17 protein-coding genes and 2 tRNA genes are annotated in these 19,917 nt (G+C 58.2%); 17 read left to right on the top strand and 2 right to left on the bottom strand.

The window, feature by feature from the left end; genetic code table 11:
* Positions 1–37 precede the first annotated feature (37 nt).
* Positions 38–1,711 carry a DNA repair protein RecN gene (gene recN / locus QRN61_RS12795; protein ID WP_096795313.1) on the bottom strand — a complete coding sequence of 558 codons (1,674 nt, stop codon included), beginning with the start codon at positions 1,709–1,711 and terminating at the stop codon, positions 38–40.
* A 240-nt stretch (positions 1,712–1,951) separates the two neighbouring features.
* Here recN and grpE point away from each other — a divergent pair, with 240 nt between their 5' ends.
* From grpE to QRN61_RS12755, 8 genes are all read left to right on the top strand, one after another.
* Positions 1,952–2,518: a nucleotide exchange factor GrpE gene (gene grpE / locus QRN61_RS12790; protein ID WP_007961425.1), complete on the top strand. Its 567-nt coding sequence runs from the start codon at positions 1,952–1,954 to the stop codon at positions 2,516–2,518.
* A 102-nt stretch (positions 2,519–2,620) separates the two neighbouring features.
* A complete protein-coding gene (dnaK, locus tag QRN61_RS12785; RefSeq protein WP_003221521.1) occupies positions 2,621–4,537 on the top strand; it encodes a molecular chaperone DnaK in 1,917 nt (638 codons plus the stop codon).
* A gap of 297 nt (positions 4,538–4,834) precedes the next feature.
* Positions 4,835–5,959 (top strand): molecular chaperone DnaJ, encoded by a 1,125-nt coding sequence (gene dnaJ, locus QRN61_RS12780; protein ID WP_003221522.1) that lies wholly within the window; start codon positions 4,835–4,837, stop codon positions 5,957–5,959.
* 9 nt (positions 5,960–5,968) lie between these two features.
* The gene (gene dapB, locus QRN61_RS12775; RefSeq protein ID WP_003221523.1) at positions 5,969–6,775 is read left to right on the top strand and encodes a 4-hydroxy-tetrahydrodipicolinate reductase; all 807 of its coding nucleotides are present in this window, start codon (positions 5,969–5,971) and stop codon (positions 6,773–6,775) included.
* A gap of 257 nt (positions 6,776–7,032) precedes the next feature.
* Positions 7,033–8,169: a glutamine-hydrolyzing carbamoyl-phosphate synthase small subunit gene (gene carA, locus QRN61_RS12770; RefSeq protein ID WP_047291163.1), complete on the top strand. Its 1,137-nt coding sequence runs from the start codon at positions 7,033–7,035 to the stop codon at positions 8,167–8,169.
* A gap of 126 nt (positions 8,170–8,295) precedes the next feature.
* Positions 8,296–11,517: a carbamoyl-phosphate synthase large subunit gene (gene carB / locus QRN61_RS12765; RefSeq protein ID WP_007961429.1), complete on the top strand. Its 3,222-nt coding sequence runs from the start codon at positions 8,296–8,298 to the stop codon at positions 11,515–11,517.
* Positions 11,514–11,990 carry a transcription elongation factor GreA gene (greA, locus tag QRN61_RS12760; RefSeq protein WP_003221530.1) on the top strand — a complete coding sequence of 159 codons (477 nt, stop codon included), beginning with the start codon at positions 11,514–11,516 and terminating at the stop codon, positions 11,988–11,990. Before carB ends, greA begins: the two co-directional genes overlap by 4 nt.
* Before the next feature lie 28 nt (positions 11,991–12,018).
* The gene (locus tag QRN61_RS12755; RefSeq protein WP_285373935.1) at positions 12,019–12,423 is read left to right on the top strand and encodes an MFS transporter; all 405 of its coding nucleotides are present in this window, start codon (positions 12,019–12,021) and stop codon (positions 12,421–12,423) included.
* Between the two features lie 9 nt (positions 12,424–12,432).
* Here the strand turns inward: QRN61_RS12755 and QRN61_RS12750 are convergent, their stop codons facing one another.
* Complete coding sequence (locus tag QRN61_RS12750) at positions 12,433–12,741, bottom strand: YhbY family RNA-binding protein (protein WP_003221534.1); 309 nt, start codon at positions 12,739–12,741, stop codon at positions 12,433–12,435.
* Positions 12,742–12,842: 101 nt separating this feature from the next.
* Here QRN61_RS12750 and rlmE point away from each other — a divergent pair, with 101 nt between their 5' ends.
* The 9 genes from rlmE to rimP all read left to right on the top strand — a co-directional run bounded on the left by rlmE (position 12,843) and on the right by rimP (position 19,887).
* Positions 12,843–13,472 carry a 23S rRNA (uridine(2552)-2'-O)-methyltransferase RlmE gene (gene rlmE, locus QRN61_RS12745; protein WP_003221536.1) on the top strand — a complete coding sequence of 210 codons (630 nt, stop codon included), beginning with the start codon at positions 12,843–12,845 and terminating at the stop codon, positions 13,470–13,472.
* Between the two features lie 202 nt (positions 13,473–13,674).
* Positions 13,675–15,582: an ATP-dependent zinc metalloprotease FtsH gene (ftsH, locus tag QRN61_RS12740; protein ID WP_285373934.1), complete on the top strand. Its 1,908-nt coding sequence runs from the start codon at positions 13,675–13,677 to the stop codon at positions 15,580–15,582.
* A gap of 8 nt (positions 15,583–15,590) precedes the next feature.
* Complete coding sequence (folP, locus tag QRN61_RS12735; RefSeq protein WP_027610780.1) at positions 15,591–16,442, top strand: dihydropteroate synthase; 852 nt, start codon at positions 15,591–15,593, stop codon at positions 16,440–16,442.
* Positions 16,443–16,458: 16 nt separating this feature from the next.
* Complete coding sequence (gene glmM, locus QRN61_RS12730; protein WP_027610781.1) at positions 16,459–17,796, top strand: phosphoglucosamine mutase; 1,338 nt, start codon at positions 16,459–16,461, stop codon at positions 17,794–17,796.
* Positions 17,797–17,861: 65 nt separating this feature from the next.
* Positions 17,862–18,617, top strand: coding sequence for a triose-phosphate isomerase (gene tpiA / locus QRN61_RS12725; RefSeq protein WP_008088336.1), 756 nt, complete (start codon positions 17,862–17,864; stop codon positions 18,615–18,617).
* 4 nt (positions 18,618–18,621) lie between these two features.
* Positions 18,622–19,008 carry a preprotein translocase subunit SecG gene (gene secG, locus QRN61_RS12720; RefSeq protein WP_250607105.1) on the top strand — a complete coding sequence of 129 codons (387 nt, stop codon included), beginning with the start codon at positions 18,622–18,624 and terminating at the stop codon, positions 19,006–19,008.
* A gap of 22 nt (positions 19,009–19,030) precedes the next feature.
* A tRNA-Leu gene (locus QRN61_RS12715) sits at positions 19,031–19,116 on the top strand.
* A 97-nt stretch (positions 19,117–19,213) separates the two neighbouring features.
* Positions 19,214–19,290 (top strand) — tRNA-Met (locus QRN61_RS12710).
* Positions 19,291–19,428: 138 nt separating this feature from the next.
* On the top strand, positions 19,429–19,887 hold the full coding sequence (gene rimP, locus QRN61_RS12705) for a ribosome maturation factor RimP (protein WP_007915250.1): 459 nt from the start codon (positions 19,429–19,431) through the stop codon (positions 19,885–19,887).
* Positions 19,888–19,917: the final 30 nt, after the last annotated feature.

Genomic DNA, 19,917 nt, shown 5'->3' with positions numbered 1-19,917 from the left:
GGCGACCCAAGGGTCGCCTTCGTGCTTTCTGCTGTGCTTAAACTTTTGCGGTAACCACCATTTTTTTTGCGTGAGCCAAAGACTCTTTGGTCAGGTCGATGCCGCCCAGCATCCGCGCCACTTCTTCTATACGGTCGTTCTTGCTCAGCTTGGACACGGCGGTGTGAGTCGCCTGTTCACCACGCACCTTGTGCACGAACAAATGCTGATGACCCTGCGCCGCCACTTGCGGCAAGTGCGTCACGGTCAGCACCTGACCGCGATCGCCAAGCCGCCGCAGCAACTGGCCGACGATTTCGGCGGTCGGCCCGCCGATACCTACGTCCACTTCGTCGAATACCAGGGTTGGTACCCGTGAGGTCTGCGCGGTGATCACCTGAATCGCCAGACTGATCCGCGACAGCTCGCCGCCGGAGGCCACTTTGGCCAGCGCCTTCAGTGGCTGGCCGGGGTTGGCGCTGACCAGCAGCTCGACTTGCTCCAGGCCGTTGGGTAGCAATTCGTCGCTGCTGTTGGCGCGCAGTTCGATGGTGAAGCGCCCGCCCGGCATGCCCAGGCGCTGGATTTCCTGCTCCACGGCGCTGGCAAGGCTGCCGGCGGCCTGATGACGCAAGTCGCTCAGCTCTCGGGCCTTCTCTTGATAATGGCGCGCGTAGGACGCCAGTTCTTCACCCAGGCGCTCGATGGATTCGTCATTGGCATTGAGGGTTTCGATTTCATCCAGCAACTTCTGCTGCATCTCGGCGACTTCAGTTGGCTGGATCCGGTGCTTGCGGGCCAGGGTGTAAATCGCGTCGAGGCGTTCTTCCAGATACTGCAGGCGCGCCGGATCGGCATCGAAGTTGTCGAGGAAGCGATTGAGTTCGCCCACGGCTTCTTCGACCTGGATCTGCGCGCTGGTCAGCAGGCTGCTGGCTTCGCCCAGTGCGCCAACCGAGTTGTTCACGCTCGACAGGCGATTGAGGCTTGCGGTCAGTGCATTCAGCACATTGCCGGAATCGCTTTCGCTGCACTGCTCGACCACCTGTCGGCAGATGCCGAGCAGGGTTTCGGCATTGGTCAGATTCTTGTGTTCCTGCTCCAGCTGGTCCAGCTCGTTGTCGCCGAGGCCGAGGTTTTCCAGTTCTTCAAGCTGGTAGCTGAGCAGTTGGTGGCGCGCGCGTTGTTCGTCGCCAGAATTGGACAGGCGCTCCAGCTCCTGGCGGGTTTGACGCCAGCGCTGCGCGGCGAGTTGAACCTGGCGGGCCAGATCGGTAGCGCCGGCGTATTCGTCGAGCAGGCGCCGGTGAGTGTCGGTCTTCAGCAGGGACTGGTGTTCGTGCTGGCTGTGGATATCGATCAGCAGTTCGCCGAGAGCCTTGAGATCGCCGAGCGGGCAGGGCGTGCCATTGATATAGCCACGCGAACGGCCTTCAGCGGTGATCACCCGACGCAGGATGCACGGACCGTCGTTTTCGAGATCGCGCTCGGCCAGCCAGGCATGGGCTTCGGGAATGTCGACCAGGTCGAAGGTGGCCAGGATATCGGCCTTGTCGGCGCCCGGGCGGACCACGCCGCTGTCGGCGCGATCGCCGAGGGTCAGGCCCAGGGCGTCGAGCATGATCGACTTGCCGGCGCCGGTTTCCCCTGTGATCACGCTCATCCCGCGATCGAGTTCGAGATCGAGATGTTCAACGATGGCGTAGTTATGTACGGACAGGTGCACCAGCATAAAGGCCGCTCCCAGGCTTTAGGTCTGGTTATTTATACAGTGTTTTGTTTCAGGCTGACAATGCCCTCGCTTAGCTCGATTTGCTTGATCCGATCAAATGCTTAGTCCGAGCGGGAATGACAATGCAGCACTTTTTTGTAGGGTTAATCATTGCAGGCCCTTGAAGCCTGATTTTGCGGCCCCATATATCGGGGCAGAAGCGTGAGTACAGCTCGCGGACGTAATTGAAAGGAGAATTCTATGGCTGACGAACAGACAGTAGATACGCAAAATCCAGAAGCCAATCAGGCGCCCGAAACTTCGGGTGACGACCTGGCGACCCGTGTACAAGTGCTCGAAGAGCAGTTGGCCGCCGCGCAGGATCAGTCGCTGCGCGTAGCTGCCGATCTGCAGAACGTCCGCCGTCGTGCCGAGCAGGATGTCGAGAAGGCGCACAAGTTTGCGCTGGAAAAGTTCGCCGGTGACTTGCTGCCGATCGTTGACAGCCTGGAGCGCGGCCTCGAACTGTCGAGCCCGGACGACGAAAGCATCCGTCCGATGCGCGAAGGCATCGAGCTGACCCTGAAAATGTTCCACGACACCCTCAAGCGTTACCAGCTTGAGGCGATCGATCCGCATGGCGAACCGTTCAATGCCGTTCACCATCAGGCGATGGCCATGCAGGAAAGCGCCGACGTCGAACCGAACAGCGTTCTGAAGGTGTTCCAGAAGGGCTACCAGCTCAATGGCCGCCTGTTGCGTCCGGCCATGGTTGTGGTCAGCAAGGCGCCGGCGCCAATTTCGCCTTCGATTGACGAGAAGGCTTGAAATTAGCCGCAAGGCCCCCATTTAGAAGTCAAGCGTTTAAGTATTACCGCAGTTAGCCACCACTGCTGCGGCAACAAAATCCAAAGTTTCGGGAGAGTGAACATGGGCAAAATTATCGGTATCGACCTGGGGACTACCAACTCCTGCGTCTCCGTGCTGGAAAACGGCGTAGCCAAAGTTATCGAAAACGCCGAAGGCGCGCGTACCACGCCGTCGATCATCGCTTACGCCAACGATGGTGAAATCCTCGTTGGTCAGTCGGCCAAGCGTCAGGCAGTGACCAACCCGCACAACACCCTGTACGCGGTGAAGCGTCTGATCGGTCGCAAGTTCGACGAAGAAGTCGTACAGAAAGACATCAAGATGGTCCCGTACAAAATCGCCAAGGCTGACAACGGCGACGCCTGGGTTGAAGTGAACGGTCAGAAAATGGCGCCGCCACAAATCTCGGCTGAAATTCTGAAGAAGATGAAGAAGACCGCCGAAGACTACCTCGGCGAGCCTGTGACCGAAGCGGTAATCACCGTTCCGGCCTACTTCAACGACAGCCAGCGTCAGGCGACCAAAGACGCCGGCCGCATCGCCGGTCTGGACGTTAAACGTATCATCAACGAACCAACCGCAGCGGCTCTGGCTTACGGTATGGACAAGGCCAAGGGCGATCACACCGTGATCGTTTATGACCTGGGTGGCGGTACTTTCGACGTTTCCGTGATCGAGATCGCTGAAGTTGACGGCGAGCACCAGTTCGAAGTGTTGGCCACCAACGGTGACACCTTCCTCGGCGGTGAAGACTTCGACATTCGTCTGATCGACTACCTCGTTGACGAATTCAAGAAAGAAAGCGGCATGAACCTCAAAGGTGACCCGCTGGCCATGCAGCGCCTGAAAGAAGCCGCTGAGAAAGCCAAGATCGAGCTGTCGTCCGCTCAGTCGACCGACGTCAACCTGCCGTACATCACTGCAGACGCTACCGGTCCTAAGCACCTGAACGTGAAGATTTCGCGTGCCAAGCTCGAAGCACTGGTTGAAGACCTGGTTCAGCGCACCATCGAGCCTTGCCGTATCGCTATGAAAGACGCCGGTATCGACGTTGGCGCGATCAACGACGTGATTCTGGTCGGCGGTCAGACTCGTATGCCGCTGGTACAGAAGCTGGTGACCGATTTCTTCGGTAAAGAAGCTCGTAAAGACGTGAACCCGGACGAAGCGGTTGCCATGGGTGCTGCGATTCAGGGCGCCGTTCTGGCCGGTGACGTGAAAGACGTTCTGCTGCTCGACGTCAGCCCGCTGACCCTGGGTATCGAAACCATGGGTGGCGTGATGACCGCGCTGATCGAGAAAAACACCACGATTCCTACCAAGAAATCGCAAGTGTTCTCGACTGCCGACGACAACCAGGGCGCTGTGACCATTCACGTTCTACAAGGTGAGCGTAAGCAAGCCGCACAGAACAAGTCCCTGGGCAAGTTCGACCTGGCCGACATTCCACCAGCTCCACGTGGCGTGCCACAGATCGAAGTGACCTTCGACATCGACGCTAACGGCATCCTGCACGTTGGTGCGAAAGACAAGGCGACCGGTAAAGAGCAGAAGATCACCATCAAGGCCAACTCCGGTCTGTCGGATGAAGAAATTCAGAAGATGGTTCGCGATGCCGAGCTGAACGCCGAGGAAGACCGCAAGTTCGCTGAACTGGCTGAATCCCGTAACAAGGGTGATGCACTGGTTCACTCGACTCGCAAAATGGTTACCGAAGCGGGCGACAAGGTCAGCGCTGAAGAGAAGACCGCGATCGAAGCCGCTGTGGTTGCACTGGAAGCCGCTGTGAAAGGCGACGACAAGGCTGCCATCGAAGCGAAGATCGAAGAGCTGTCGAAAGTCTCGGCTCCGGTTGCTCAGAAGATGTACGCCGAACAGGCTCAGCCTGCTGAAGGCGCGGCACCGCACGACGAGAAAGCTGAAAAGGCTGACGATGTTGTCGATGCCGAGTTCGAAGAAGTCAAAGACCACAAGTAAGTTGTTGGTCGGCCGGTTGACTGCCTTGCGGCGGTGACTGGTAGGATGTCGCCGCGCGGGAGCTTGCTCCCGCGTTGGCGTATCTGGAATACACGAATTTTTACAGCATGCGACAAGGTTCGCCTGCTGCTGGTATGGCCGGGAATGCTCCTGCTTTTCGTGCCGCAAGTACCAAAAGAAACAAAGACCAGGATCGTTGAATTGACGTGAGTTGGGTCCGGGCCTGTATTGGGGCTCAACGAGTTTGGCCATCCTCAGGAGGGGTTTGCCGAACGTCCTCAAGAGTGCAAAAGACTTATGGCAAAGCGTGACTATTACGAAGTATTGGGTGTAGAGCGTGGTTCAAGCGATGCAGACCTGAAGAAGGCCTATCGTCGTCTGGCGATGAAGCATCACCCGGACCGTAATCCCGATGACAAAGCGTCGGAAGAACTGTTCAAAGAGGCCAACGAGGCCTACGAAGTATTGTCCGATTCGAGCAAGCGCGCGGCGTACGACCAGTACGGTCATGCTGGCGTCGACCCAAGCATGGGTGGCGGTGGCGCCGGTTTCGGCGGGCAGAATTTCTCGGACATCTTTGGCGATGTCTTCAGTGACTTCTTCGGTGGTGGTCGCGGCGGTTCCCGTGGTGGCGCCCAGCGTGGCAGCGATCTGCGCTACACCCTGGAGCTGAATCTGGAAGAAGCGGTGCGCGGCACTACCGTGAATATCCGCGTTCCGACGCTGGTCAATTGCAAGCCATGCGATGGTTCCGGCGCCAAGAAAGGCTCGTCGCCATCGACCTGTCCGACCTGCGGCGGCATCGGTCAGGTGCGCATGCAGCAGGGCTTCTTCTCGGTACAGCAGACCTGCCCGCGCTGCCATGGCCAGGGCAAGATTATTTCCGATCCGTGCGATTCCTGCCACGGCGACGGTCGTGTCGAAGAGTACAAGACCCTGTCGGTCAAAGTGCCGGCTGGCGTCGATACCGGCGACCGCATTCGTCTGTCTGGCGAAGGCGAGGCGGGTACCCAGGGCGGCCCGACCGGCGACCTGTACGTGGTGATCAACGTGCGCGAGCACGACATCTTCCAGCGCGATGGCAAACATCTGTTCTGCGAAGTGCCGATCAGCTTCGTTGATGCGGCGCTCGGTGGCGAGCTGGAAATCCCGACCCTCGACGGTCGCGTCAAACTGAAAATCCCTGAAGGCACCCAGACCGGCAAGCAGTTCCGCGTGCGCGGTAAAGGCGTGGCGCCGGTGCGTGGCGGTGGTGCGGGCGACTTGATGTGCCGTGTAGCGGTCGAGACCCCGGTCAATCTGAATCGTCGTCAGCGCGAATTGCTCGAGGAATTCCGCAGCTCGCTGGCGGACGATAACAGCCACTCGCCGAAAACCACTGGTTGGTTCGATGGTGTGAAGCGCTTCTTCGGCGATCTGTAAGGAGTCGGCATGCGACGTATAGCTGTGATGGGCGCCGCCGGGCGCATGGGCAAGATTCTGGTCGAAGCCGTGCAACAGCGCGCGCCATTGACCGGCCTGACCGCGGCGATCGTTCGTCCCGGCAGTACGCTGATCGGAGTGGACGCCGGTGAGCTGGCTTCGCTGGGTCGCATCGGTGTGCCGTTGTCCGGCAATCTCGAATCGGTGGCTGAAGAGTTTGATGTGCTGATCGACTTCACCCTGCCGGAAGTCATGCTGAAAAACCTCGCGTTCTGTCGCAAGGCCGGCAAGGCCATGGTCATCGGCACCACCGGGCTCGACGCTGCGCAGAAGCAACTGCTGGCCGAGGCGGGCAAGGATATTCCGATCGTGTTCGCGGCCAACTTCAGCGTCGGGGTCAACCTGTCGTTGAAGCTGCTCGAAATGACTGCCCGGGTGTTGGGCGACGATGCCGACATCGAAATCATCGAAGCGCATCACCGGCACAAGATTGACGCGCCTTCGGGCACGGCGCTGCGCATGGGTGAAGTGATTGCCGATGCGCTGGATCGTGATCTGCAGAAGGTTGCGGTCTATGGTCGTGAAGGCCACACCGGTGCACGCGAGCGGGAAACCATTGGTTTCGCCACCGTTCGCGGTGGTGATGTGGTCGGTGATCACACCGTGCTGTTCGCTTGCGAAGGCGAGCGCCTGGAGATCACGCACAAGGCTTCCAGTCGCATGACCTTCGCCAAGGGTGCGGTGCGTGCGGCATTGTGGCTCGATGGCCGCGAGCCGGGTCTGTATGACATGCAAGACGTGCTCGACCTGCATTGATTGACGGTTTTACCCAGCGCAAACGCCCGGTTTGCGCTGGTTTTTCTGCACCGCGCGACGGCCTGTCGCATTCTCCGGCCTTTTAGGCTCTTTAGCGGTGGACCAAAAAAGCCTTTTTCTGTAAGCTACAGCTTTAGTGTGTCCACTAAAAGCGCGCAGAATAATTCAGTGAAGAAGCGGGGTGACGTGTCCATACGTCACTCCGCTTTTTTACAACCTGCGATTGCCCTTTCATGCGTTATTTACGGGAGGTCTTCTTGACTAAGCCAGCCATACTCGCCCTTGCTGATGGCAGCATTTTTCGCGGCGAAGCCATTGGAGCCGACGGTCAAACCGTTGGTGAGGTGGTGTTCAACACCGCAATGACCGGCTATCAGGAAATCCTTACCGATCCTTCCTACGCCCAACAGATCGTTACCCTGACTTACCCGCATATCGGCAACACTGGCACCACGCCGGAAGATGCCGAGTCCGACCGCGTATGGTCCGCTGGCCTGGTCATCCGTGATCTGCCGCTGGTAGCGAGCAACTGGCGTAACACGATGTCCCTGTCCGACTACCTGAAAGCCAACAACGTTGTGGCAATCGCCGGTATCGACACCCGCCGCCTGACCCGCATCCTGCGTGAAAAAGGCGCACAGAACGGCTGCATCATGGCCGGCGACAACATCTCCGAAGAGGCTGCAATTGCCGCCGCGCAGGGCTTCCCGGGCCTGAAGGGCATGGATCTGGCGAAAGTCGTCAGCACCAAGGAAAAGTACGAATGGCGCTCGACTGTCTGGGATTTGAAGACCGACAGCCACGCGACCCTCGAAGCGTCCGAGCTGCCATATCACGTGGTTGCCTACGACTACGGCGTCAAACTGAACATCCTGCGCATGCTGGTCGAGCGCGGCTGCCGCGTGACCGTGGTGCCGGCGCAAACCCCGGCTGCCGACGTGCTGGCACTCAAGCCGGACGGCGTGTTTCTGTCCAACGGCCCTGGTGACCCGGAACCTTGCGACTACGCGATCAAAGCGATCAAGGAAGTGCTGGAAACCGAAATTCCGGTCTTCGGTATCTGCCTCGGTCACCAACTGCTGGCTCTGGCCTCCGGCGCCAAGACCCTGAAAATGGGCCATGGCCACCACGGTGCCAACCACCCGGTACAGGATCTGGACACTGGCGTCGTGATGATCACCAGCCAGAACCACGGTTTCGCGGTTGACGAAGCGACCCTGCCGGCCAACGTGCGTGCGATCCACAAATCGCTGTTCGACGGCACCCTGCAAGGCATCGAGCGCACCGACAAGAGCGCGTTCAGCTTCCAGGGCCACCCTGAAGCGAGCCCGGGCCCGAACGATGTGGCGCCCCTGTTCGACCGCTTCATCAACGAGATGGCCAAGCGACGCTAAGCGTTCGCCTTGAGACTGTAGCGAGAAGCCCTTGAGGGCGGCCCCGACACCGGTGGCGCCCCTCAGGGCTTCAGAAATCGATCAAGACGGCTTGCCGACTGACCTGCGGATTTGAGTGACAAACCCATGCCAAAACGTACAGACATTAAAAGCATCCTGATTCTCGGCGCTGGCCCGATCGTTATCGGCCAGGCCTGCGAATTCGACTACTCCGGCGCCCAGGCCTGCAAAGCCCTGCGCGAAGAGGGTTACCGCGTCATCCTGGTGAACTCCAACCCGGCCACCATCATGACCGACCCGGACATGGCTGACGCCACGTACATCGAGCCGATCAAGTGGCAGACCGTGGCCAAGATCATCGAAAAAGAGCGCCCGGACGCGGTGCTGCCAACCATGGGCGGCCAGACTGCACTGAACTGCGCCCTGGATCTGGAGCGCGAAGGCGTTCTGGAAAAATTCGGCGTGGAAATGATCGGCGCCAACGCCGACACCATCGACAAGGCTGAAGACCGTTCGCGTTTCGACAAGGCCATGAAGTCGATCGGCCTGGAATGCCCGCGTTCCGGTATCGCCCACAGCATGGAAGAAGCCAACGCCGTCCTCGAGCGTCTGGGTTTCCCGTGCATCATCCGTCCGTCCTTCACCATGGGTGGCACTGGTGGCGGTATCGCGTACAACCGTGAAGAGTTCGAAGAAATCTGCGCCCGCGGTCTGGACCTGTCGCCGACCAAAGAGCTGCTGATCGACGAATCGCTGATCGGCTGGAAAGAATACGAAATGGAAGTTGTCCGCGACAAAAAGGACAACTGCATCATCGTCTGCTCGATCGAGAACTTCGACCCGATGGGCGTGCACACCGGTGACTCGATCACCGTTGCTCCGGCACAGACCCTGACCGACAAGGAATACCAGATCCTGCGTAACGCCTCGCTGGCGGTACTGCGCGAGATCGGCGTCGAGACCGGCGGTTCCAACGTGCAGTTCGGTATCTGCCCGGACACCGGCCGCATGGTCGTGATCGAGATGAACCCGCGTGTATCGCGTTCCTCGGCACTGGCTTCGAAAGCCACCGGTTTCCCGATCGCCAAAGTCGCGGCCAAGCTGGCTGTGGGCTACACCCTCGACGAACTGTCGAACGACATCACCGGCGGCAAGACCCCGGCGTCCTTCGAACCGTCGATCGACTACGTCGTGACCAAGCTGCCACGTTTCGCTTTCGAGAAATTCGCCAACGCTGACGCACGCCTGACCACCCAGATGAAGTCGGTGGGTGAAGTCATGGCCATCGGCCGTACTTTCCAGGAATCCCTGCAGAAAGCCCTACGCGGTCTGGAAGTCGGTGTTTGCGGTCTAGACGAGAAGCTCGACCTGAGCAATCCGGAAAGCATGAGCATCCTCAAGCGCGAGCTGACCGTACCGGGCGCCGAGCGTATCTGGTACGTGGCGGACGCCTTCCGCGCCGGCATGACCGTCGAAGACATTTTCGGCATGAACATGATCGACCCGTGGTTCCTGGTGCAGATCGAAGATCTGATCAAGGACGAAGAGAAGGTCAAGACCCTCGGTCTGTCCGCCATCGACCGCGACCTGATGTTCAAGCTCAAGCGCAAAGGCTTCTCCGATCAGCGTCTGGCCAAGCTGCTGGGTGTGACCGAGAAGAATCTGCGTACTCACCGTCAAAAACTGGAAGTGTTCCCGGTCTACAAGCGCGTTGACACCTGCGCCGCCGAGTTCGCCACCGACACCGCTTACCTCTACTCGACTTACGAGGAAGAGTGCGAAGCCGCGCCGTCCGGTCGCGACAAGATCATGATTCTGGGTGGCGGTCCGAACCGTATCGGCCAGGGCATCGAGTTCGACTACTGCTGCGTACACGCTGCCCTCGCACTGCGCGAAGACGGCTACGAAACCATCATGGTCAACTGCAACCCGGAAACCGTTTCCACCGACTACGACACTTCCGACCGTCTGTACTTCGAGCCGGTAACCCTGGAAGACGTGCTGGAAATCTGCCGCGTCGAGAAGCCGAAAGGCGTAATCGTCCAGTACGGGGGCCAGACGCCGCTGAAACTGGCGCGTGCCCTCGAAGCCGCTGGCGTGCCGATCATCGGTACCAGCCCTGATGCCATCGACCGTGCCGAAGACCGTGAGCGCTTCCAGCAAATGGTTGAGCGCCTGAACCTGCGTCAGCCGCCAAACGCCACCGTGCGCAGCGAAGATGAAGCCGTTCGTGCTGCCGCGAAAATCGGTTATCCGCTGGTGGTGCGCCCGTCCTACGTACTGGGCGGCCGCGCGATGGAAATCGTGTACAAGGAAGACGAGCTCAAGCGTTACCTGCGTGACGCGGTGCAAGTGTCCAACGACAGCCCGGTGCTGCTCGACCACTTCCTCAACTGCGCCATCGAGATGGACGTGGATGCGGTCTGCGACGGCAAAGACGTGGTGATCGGCGCGATCATGCAGCACATCGAACAGGCGGGCGTTCACTCCGGTGACTCCGCGTGCTCGCTGCCGCCTTACTCGCTGCCGGCGCACATCCAGGACGAGATGCGCGAACAGGTCAAGAAAATGGCCCTGGAACTGGGCGTTGTCGGCCTGATGAACGTGCAACTGGCGCTGCAGGGCGAAGACATCTACGTCATCGAAGTCAACCCGCGCGCTTCGCGTACCGTGCCGTTCGTGTCCAAGTGCATCGGTGTCTCCCTGGCAATGATCGCGGCTCGCGTCATGGCCGGTAAGACTCTGAAGGAAATCGGCTTCACCAAGGAAATCATCCCGAACTTCTACAGCGTGAAAGAGGCGGTGTTCCCGTTCGCCAAATTCCCTGGCGTTGACCCGATCCTCGGCCCAGAGATGAAGTCCACCGGTGAAGTGATGGGCGTCGGCGACACCTTCGGTGAAGCATTCGCCAAGGCCCAGATGGGCGCCAGCGAAGTGCTGCCGACCGGCGGTACCGCGTTCATCAGCGTGCGTGACGATGACAAGCCGCTGGTTGCAGGCGTGGCCCGTGATCTGATCAACTTGGGCTTCGAAGTGGTCGCCACTGCCGGCACTGCCAAGCTGATCGAAGCTGCAGGCCTGAAAGTGCGCCGTGTGAACAAGGTGACCGAGGGGCGTCCGCACGTGGTCGACATGATCAAGAATGACGAAGTCACCCTGATCATCAACACCACCGAAGGCCGTCAGTCGATCGCTGATTCCTACTCCATTCGTCGTAATGCCCTGCAGCACAAGATCTACTGCACCACCACCATTGCTGCGGGCGAAGCTATCTGCGAAGCGCTGAAGTTCGGTCCCGAGAAGACCGTGCGCCGCTTGCAGGATCTACACGCAGGATTGAAGGCATGATCAAATACCCAATGACCGTCCAGGGCGCGAAAGCCCTGGAAGAAGAACACGCTCACCTGACCAAGGTCGTTCGTCCAAAGCTCAGCCAGGACATCGGTACCGCTCGCGAGTTGGGTGACCTGAAGGAAAACGCTGAATACCATGCCGCCCGCGAACAGCAAGGCATGGTCGAGGCGCGGATCCGTGACATCGAAGGCCGGATTCAGAATCAGGTCATCATCGACGTCACGACTATCCCGCACACCGGCAAAGTGATCTTCGGTACTACCGTCGAAATCGCCAACGTCGAGACTGATGAGAGCGTCACTTACCACATCGTGGGTGAGGATGAGGCTGACTTCAAACTCGGCAAGATTTCGGTCGGCTCACCATTGGCCCGTGCCTTGATCGGCAAGGAAGAGGGTGATGTGGTTGCCGTGAAAACGCCGAGTGGCGTTATCGAGTACGAGATTGTCGAAGTCCGTCACATCTGAAGGCAGGCGCCCGCTACGTGCGGGCGCCATGCTTTGGCAGCTGACCCAGATGTTGTGGGTCGGCGGCTTCTGGTTGATACATCTCGGTTTGCGACCGGTGTTGGGCAAGATTGGCCTGGCACCGTTGCTGATCGATGAAGTTGCCGATGCATTCGAAGTGCCGGTGGCGGGTTTTGCCGCGGCATGCGTGATTTTTCAGGCTTTGGTGCTGGTACAGGCCGATGGCCTTGCCAGTCTATGGCGGGATTTTCGCGGGCAGGTGTTGCTGATGGCGTTGTATGCGTGTGCGATGTTTATTGCAGTGCGTGTCGGCTGGCCGCAAGCGCATCGCTGGCAGGAATTCAGTTTTCTGCTGTTGGGCTTCTCCGGTGTGGTGTTGGTGTTGCAACCACTGCCGGGATGGAGTGGCAGGGTGCGCGAAGCACACCCTTGACCCTTGTCATCACTTGAAGCGATGAACGTTCGACAGCTGCTTGTTGACGCTGAAGTTCTTGCGATAAACCAGTGCCATCTTGCCGATGACCTGAACCAGGTCAGCCTTGCCGACCTTGCACAACTCTGCAATGTGCGCCAGGCGCGACTCGCGATCGAGGATGTTGAGCTTGATCTTGATCAGCTCGTGATCCGCCAGTGCGCGTTCGAGTTCGGCTAATACACCTTCAGTCAGACCGTTGTCCGCCACCGTCAAAACCGGCTTCAGGTGGTGGCCAATGGATTTGTACTGTTTCTTCTGCTCTGGAGTGAGCGGCATAATCTGACCCTTTCGTCTGGATTCTGTAAAATGGCGGCCATTTTACCCGAGGGTTCGTGGATCCGCCCAATTAATCACGACCCTTATTATCGAGGTGCCCAATGGCGCGTTCCAAGACAAGCCTTGGTTGGCTGAAACGACATGTCAACGATCCTTATGTGAAGCAGGCGCAGAAGGATGGCTACCGCTCGCGTGCGAGTTACAAGCTTCTGGAGATCCAGGAGAAATACAAGCTGATCCGTTCCGGCATGAGCGTTGTCGATCTGGGCGCAGCGCCCGGCGGCTGGTCGCAGGTCACCAGCCGGCTGATAGGCGGTCAGGGGCGTCTGATCGCTTCGGACATTCTGGAAATGGACAGCATCCCGGACGTGACCTTCATTCAAGGGGACTTCACCGAAGACGAAGTGCTTGCGCGGATTCTTGAGGCTGTGGGTAATTCGCAGGTGGACCTTGTGATTTCCGATATGGCCCCCAATATGAGTGGTACGCCTGAAGTGGATATGCCGAAAGCCATGTTCCTTTGCGAACTGGCGCTTGATCTGGCGGAACGGATACTCAAGCCGGGTGGCAATTTCGTGATCAAGATCTTTCAGGGTGAAGGTTTCGATGTTTACCTGAAGGATGCTCGCAAGAAATTCGACAAGATCCAGATGATCAAGCCGGATTCTTCTCGAGGCAGCTCCCGCGAGCAATATATGCTGGCTTGGGGTTACCGCGGTGGTAACGAGTAAAACGAGGTTTTTTGCCGGGGCGATAGGTTTTTCGTATTTTGCCCCGCGTGCATAAGCGAATATTGTGTAGAAAGTGTTTCACAAAGGGTTACAGACGGCGCCTGCCAGAGTTGTAGGTAATGTAGTAAGTTAGGCCGGTGAATATCATGCGAAGCGCGCGCCAGTAGCGGAGCTTGCTTCAGAGGGTAGTTAATTGAACGATATGGCAAAGAATCTGATCCTGTGGTTGATCATCGCGGCAGTCCTCGTGACGGTGATGAACAACTTCTCCAGCCCTAACGAGCCGCAGACCCTCAACTATTCCGACTTCATCCAGCAGGTCAAGGATGGCAAGGTCGAGCGCGTAGCCGTTGACGGCTATGTGATTACCGGCAAGCGCAACGATGGCGACAGCTTCAAGACCATTCGTCCGGCGATCCAGGACAATGGCCTGATCGGCGACCTGGTCGACAACCACGTTGTGGTTGAGGGCAAGCAGCCTGAACAGCAAAGCATCTGGACTCAACTCCTGGTGGCGAGCTTCCCGATCCTGGTGATCATCGCGGTGTTCATGTTCTTCATGCGCCAGATGCAGGGCGGTGCTGGCGGCAAGGGCGGACCGATGAGCTTCGGCAAGAGCAAGGCACGCCTGCTTTCCGAAGACCAGGTGAAAACCACCTTGGCTGACGTTGCAGGTTGCGACGAAGCCAAGGAAGAGGTCGGCGAACTGGTTGAGTTCCTGCGTGATCCGGGCAAGTTCCAGCGCCTGGGTGGTCGTATTCCTCGCGGCGTATTGATGGTCGGCCCTCCGGGTACCGGTAAAACCTTGCTGGCCAAGGCGATTGCCGGCGAAGCGAAGGTTCCGTTCTTCACTATTTCCGGTTCCGACTTCGTTGAAATGTTCGTGGGTGTTGGTGCAAGCCGCGTTCGCGACATGTTCGAGCAGGCCAAGAAGCATGCGCCGTGCATCATCTTCATCGACGAAATCGACGCCGTCGGTCGCCACCGTGGCGCCGGCATGGGCGGCGGTCACGACGAGCGTGAGCAAACTCTCAACCAGTTGCTGGTAGAGATGGATGGCTTTGAAATGAATGACGGCATCATCGTGATCGCCGCTACCAACCGTCCTGACGTACTCGACCCTGCGCTGCTGCGTCCGGGCCGTTTCGACCGTCAGGTCGTTGTAGGTTTGCCGGATATCCGTGGTCGCGAGCAGATCCTCAAGGTTCACATGCGCAAAGTGCCAATGGGTGACGACGTTGCCCCGGCCGTTATCGCACGTGGTACCCCGGGCTTCTCTGGTGCCGATCTGGCCAACCTGGTCAACGAAGCGTCGCTGTTCGCTGCACGCAGCGGCAAGCGCATCGTCGAAATGAAAGAGTTCGAGCTGGCCAAAGACAAGATCATGATGGGCGCCGAGCGCAAATCGATGGTCATGTCCGAGAAAGAGAAGCAGAACACCGCTTATCACGAAGCGGGTCACGCTATTGTCGGTCGCGTCGTACCTGAGCATGATCCGGTCTACAAGGTTTCGATCATTCCACGTGGTCGTGCGCTGGGTGTGACCATGTTCCTGCCGGAAGAAGATCGCTACAGCCTGTCCAAACGTGCGTTGATCAGTCAGATCTGCTCGCTGTACGGTGGTCGTATCGCTGAAGAAATGACCCTTGGTTTCGACGGTGTGACCACCGGCGCTTCCAACGACATCATGCGTGCCAGTCAGATTGCGCGGAACATGGTGACCAAGTGGGGTCTGTCGGAAAAGCTCGGTCCGCTGATGTACGCCGAAGAAGAGGGTGAAGTGTTCCTCGGTCGCGGTGGTGGCGGTCAGAATGCAAGTTTCTCCGGTGAGACTGCCAAGCTGATCGACTCCGAAGTGCGCAGCATCATTGACCAGTGCTACGGCACGGCCAAGCAGATCCTCACGGACAACCGTGACAAGCTGGATGCCATGGCTGATGCGCTGATGAAGTACGAAACCATCGATGCCGAGCAGATAGACGACATCATGGCGGGTCGTACGCCTCGCGAACCGCGTGACTGGACCGGTGGCACGGGTACGCCCCCGCCTCCAGTGATTCAGGATGAGCGCTCGGAAACACCGATCGGCGGTCCGGCTGCTGACGTTTAAGGTTTGAAATGACTTCTGTACAGTCCCTGACCCGGTTGCCTTGCGGCAATCGGGTTCTTGATTTGGCCCAGACGCATGTCATGGGTATTCTCAATGTCACTCCCGATTCCTTTTCCGACGGTGGCCGGTACAACCAGCTCGACGTGGCTTTGCGTCACGCCGAAGCCATGGTGGCTGCTGGTGCGACGCTGATCGATGTCGGCGGCGAATCGACCCGGCCTGGCGCTCGAGCGGTTTCGCCGTTGGAAGAGTTGGAGCGCGTAGCTCCGATCGTGGAGTTGATCAATCGCGAGCTGGATGTGGTCATCTCGGTCGATACTTCGACGCCAGCGGTGATGCGTGAAACGGCGCGCCTGGGTGCCGGGTTGATCAATGATGTGCGCTCGCTGCGCCGCGATGGCGCGCTGGATGCCGCAGCCGCGACCGGGTTGCCGGTCTGCCTGATGCACATGCTCGGCGAGCCGGGTGACATGCAGGACAATCCGCACTATCAGGACGTTACCCGGGAAGTGGGTGAGTTTCTGGCAGAGCGCATGACTCAATGTGCGGCGGCGGGCATTCCTGCCGAACGGATCATTCTTGATCCCGGTTTCGGTTTCGCGAAAACCCTGCAGCACAATCTAAGCTTGTTCAAGCATATGGAAGCCCTGCATGCGCTGGGGCGTCCGCTATTGGTCGGTGTCTCACGCAAAAGCATGATCGGCCACGCATTGAACCGCCCCGTGGGTGAGCGTCTTTATGGTGGTCTGGCTCTCGCAGCACTCGCGTCGGTTAAAGGAGCGCGTATATTGCGCGTCCATGATGTGGCGGAAACGGTAGACGTGGTGCGCATGCTCGCGGCCGTGGAATCAGCCGAATAAGAATGATGGAGCACTTATGAGCAAGAAATACTTTGGTACTGACGGTATTCGTGGTCGTGTCGGTGAATATCCGATCACTCCTGACTTCATGCTTAAGCTCGGCTGGGCGGCGGGTATGGCCTTTCGCAAGATGGGCGCCTGCAAGGTGCTGGTCGGCAAGGACACGCGCATCTCTGGCTACATGTTCGAATCGGCACTTGAAGCAGGCCTGACCTCGGCTGGTGCGGACGTGATGCTGCTCGGTCCGATGCCGACGCCTGCCATTGCTTATCTGGCGCGCACGTTCCAGGCTGAAGCCGGGATCGTGATCAGTGCTTCGCACAATCCGCATGACGATAACGGCATCAAGTTTTTCTCCGGCAAGGGCACAAAGCTGCCTGATGAGCTGGAGCTGATGATCGAAGAGCTGCTCGATACCCCAATGACTGTGGTTGAGTCGAGCAAGATCGGCAAGGTGTCGCGCATCAATGACGCCTCCGGCCGCTACATCGAATTCTGCAAAAGCAGTGTGCCGACCGGTACCAGTTTTTCCGGTTTGAAGATCGTGATCGATTGTGCGCACGGTGCGACCTACAAGGTTGCTCCGAGTGTGTTCCGTGAGCTGGGTGCTGAAGTGGTCGTGCTGTCGGCGCAGCCCAACGGTCTGAACATCAATGACAATTGCGGCTCGACCCATATGGGTCAGCTGCAGGCCGCGGTTCTGGCCGAGCACGCTGATCTGGGCATCGCCTTTGATGGTGACGGTGATCGGGTGTTGATGGTTGATCACACTGGCGCCATCGTTGATGGTGATGAGTTGCTGTTCATCATTGCGCGCGATCTGCACGGGCGGGGCAAATTGCAGGGCGGCGTAGTCGGTACGCTGATGAGCAACCTGGGTCTTGAACTCGCGCTGGCAGAGCTCTCGATTCCATTCATTCGTGCCAATGTCGGTGACCGTTATGTGATCGCCGAACTGCTGGAGCGCGACTGGCTGGTAGGCGGTGAAAACTCGGGGCATATCGTCTGCTTCAATCACACCACCACCGGTGATGCGATCATTGCTGCGCTCCAGGTGCTGATGGCACTGAAGGCCCGCAATGAAGGTCTTGCGCAAACGCGTCAGGCCTTGCGCAAGTGTCCTCAGGTGCTGATCAATGTGCGTTTTGGTGGCGGTGAAAGTCCGCTTGAGCATCCGGCGGTCAAGGAAGCCAGTGCGCGTGTCACCCAGGCAATGGCGGGGCGTGGCCGGGTACTTCTGCGCAAGTCTGGTACAGAGCCTTTGGTGCGCGTGATGGTCGAAGGTGAGGATGAAACTCAGGTTCGCAGCTACGCCGAAGAACTGGCAAAACTGGTAAGTGAAGTTTCTGCCTGATTCGGCTTGCCAGCCATGATTGTGTTGGGTAACATCTGCGCCCACTTTGACCGACGAGGTACAGCATGCGTCGCCCTATGGTAGCTGGTAACTGGAAGATGCACGGTACCCGCGCCAGCGTCGCTGAGCTGATCAACGGCCTTCGTCATCTGGCCTTGCCAAGCGGTGTTGATGTCGCGGTATTCCCGCCTTGCTTGCATATCAATCAAGTGATTGATGGCTTGAAAGGCAAATCGATTTCGGTCGGTGCGCAGAATTCTGCGGTGGAATCCATGCAAGGTGCATTGACCGGTGAAATTGCACCGAGTCAGTTGGTGGATGCAGGTTGTTCCCTGGTGCTTGTCGGGCACTCCGAACGCCGCCAGATAATGGGCGAGCGAGACGGGATGCTGAATCGCAAGTTCGCAGCGGCACAGGCATGTGGCTTGATTCCGGTGTTGTGTGTAGGGGAAACCCTCGAGCAGCGCGAAGCCGGAAAAACTCTTGAAGTTGTCGGGCGTCAGCTGGGCAGCATCATCGAGGAGCTGGGTGTTGGTGCCTTTGCCAAGGCAGTCATTGCTTACGAGCCTGTCTGGGCCATTGGTACCGGACTGACTGCAACGCCGCAACAGGCTCAGGATGTGCATAAAGCCATTCGCGAGCAGTTGGCGGCAGAGAATTCTGAAGTCGCACGAGGTGTGCGGCTTCTATACGGCGGCAGCGTGAAGGCGGCCAATGCGGTCGAACTGTTCGGCATGCCGGATATCGATGGGGGGCTCATTGGTGGAGCTTCCCTGAATGCAGATGAGTTCGGTGCGATTTGTCGCGCCGCGGGAAACTGAAAAAATGCTGGAAACAGTCGTAGTCGTTTTTCATCTGCTGGGTGCATTGGGCGTAGTTGCTCTGGTTTTGCTGCAGCAGGGTAAGGGTGCGGACGCTGGCGCGTCTTTCGGAGCAGGTGCTTCAAATACTGTGTTCGGAAGCCAAGGTTCCTCTACCTTTCTTAGTAAGTTTACTGCTATACTTGCCGCCGGTTTCTTCATAACCAGCTTGGGGTTAGGTTACTTTGCTAAAGAGAAGGCTCATCAGCTGACTCAAGCAGGTTTGCCAGATCCAGCAGTGTTGGAAGTACCTAAGCAACAACAACCGGCTTCTGATGATGTCCCGGTGCTTCAAGAGCAAAAGTCGGCTACTCCAGCGACTGACGTACCTCAAGCTCAAGAGCAGAAGTAAGAAGGGTTTCAAACGTAGTTTTGCCGAGGTGGTGGAATTGGTAGACACGCAACCTTGAGGTGGTTGTGCCCATAGGGTGTAGGGGTTCGAGTCCCCTTCTCGGTACCAATTAGTCAGGAGAGCCCGCTGTTGCGGGCTTTCTTGCAGGTGGAAGGTTGCATTGACCCTATAAGGGATCGGTCGTATACTTCCGCCCCAGCTTTGTCGCGGGGTGGAGCAGTCTGGTAGCTCGTCGGGCTCATAACCCGAAGGTCGTCGGTTCAAATCCGGCCCCCGCAACCAGTTTAAGGAGCCCCTTTTCAGGGGCTTTTTGTTAGCTGGACACTTTCTACGCCGATGTTCGACGGCGTTTCAAGGATGGGCGTTTCGCCCATTTTTTTATTTTGCAGCGCATGCATTTACATGCACGAGGGGGTTCAGGTGTCGAGCAAGCTAGAAGAGTTGCAGGCCTTGTTGGCCCCGGTGGTCGTGGCCCTAGGCTATGAATGCTGGGGTATCGAGTTTTCGGCTCAAGGTCGTCACTCGATGTTGCGCGTTTATATCGATAAAGAGGGTGGCGTGCTGGTGGACGATTGCGCCATTGTCAGCCGTCAGATCAGCGGTGTCCTGGATGTTGAAGATCCGATCTCCGTTGAATACACCCTCGAAGTTTCCTCGCCTGGCATGGAACGCCCACTGTTCACTCTTGAGCAGTTTGCAAAATTTGCCGGTGAACAAGTGAAGATCAAGCTGCGCTCGCCTTTTGAAGGTCGACGCAACTTTCAGGGCCTTCTGCGCGGTGTAGAAGAACAGGATGTCGTGGTGCAGGTAGATGACCATGAATTCCTGTTGCCGATCGATATGATCGACAAGGCCAACATTATTCCCAGTTTTGACTGAGACGCGGATCCCGCGGATCCAATGGCTTGC

The sequence above is a fragment of the Pseudomonas sp. lyk4-TYG-107 genome (assembly GCF_030209055.1).
Classification (GTDB): Bacteria; Pseudomonadota; Gammaproteobacteria; order Pseudomonadales; family Pseudomonadaceae; genus Aquipseudomonas; species Aquipseudomonas putida_A.
This window is presented reverse-complemented; position numbering and strand designations above follow the sequence as displayed.

What these genes read in the sequence shown, in the direction of transcription:
- QRN61_RS12750 (WP_003221534.1), bottom strand. Translation starts at nt 12,741, where the DNA reads ATGCCGCTCACTCCAGAGCAGAAGAAACAGTACAAATCCATTGGCCAC.
- ftsH (WP_285373934.1), top strand. Translation starts at nt 13,675, where the DNA reads ATGGCAAAGAATCTGATCCTGTGGTTGATCATCGCGGCAGTCCTCGTG.
- recN (WP_096795313.1), bottom strand. Translation starts at nt 1,711, where the DNA reads ATGCTGGTGCACCTGTCCGTACATAACTACGCCATCGTTGAACATCTC.
- dapB (WP_003221523.1), top strand. Translation starts at nt 5,969, where the DNA reads ATGCGACGTATAGCTGTGATGGGCGCCGCCGGGCGCATGGGCAAGATT.
- carB (WP_007961429.1), top strand. Translation starts at nt 8,296, where the DNA reads ATGCCAAAACGTACAGACATTAAAAGCATCCTGATTCTCGGCGCTGGC.
- tpiA (WP_008088336.1), top strand. Translation starts at nt 17,862, where the DNA reads ATGCGTCGCCCTATGGTAGCTGGTAACTGGAAGATGCACGGTACCCGC.
- QRN61_RS12755 (WP_285373935.1), top strand. Translation starts at nt 12,019, where the DNA reads ATGCTTTGGCAGCTGACCCAGATGTTGTGGGTCGGCGGCTTCTGGTTG.
- secG (WP_250607105.1), top strand. Translation starts at nt 18,622, where the DNA reads ATGCTGGAAACAGTCGTAGTCGTTTTTCATCTGCTGGGTGCATTGGGC.
- rlmE (WP_003221536.1), top strand. Translation starts at nt 12,843, where the DNA reads ATGGCGCGTTCCAAGACAAGCCTTGGTTGGCTGAAACGACATGTCAAC.
- greA (WP_003221530.1), top strand. Translation starts at nt 11,514, where the DNA reads ATGATCAAATACCCAATGACCGTCCAGGGCGCGAAAGCCCTGGAAGAA.
- folP (WP_027610780.1), top strand. Translation starts at nt 15,591, where the DNA reads ATGACTTCTGTACAGTCCCTGACCCGGTTGCCTTGCGGCAATCGGGTT.
- grpE (WP_007961425.1), top strand. Translation starts at nt 1,952, where the DNA reads ATGGCTGACGAACAGACAGTAGATACGCAAAATCCAGAAGCCAATCAG.
- dnaK (WP_003221521.1), top strand. Translation starts at nt 2,621, where the DNA reads ATGGGCAAAATTATCGGTATCGACCTGGGGACTACCAACTCCTGCGTC.
- glmM (WP_027610781.1), top strand. Translation starts at nt 16,459, where the DNA reads ATGAGCAAGAAATACTTTGGTACTGACGGTATTCGTGGTCGTGTCGGT.
- dnaJ (WP_003221522.1), top strand. Translation starts at nt 4,835, where the DNA reads ATGGCAAAGCGTGACTATTACGAAGTATTGGGTGTAGAGCGTGGTTCA.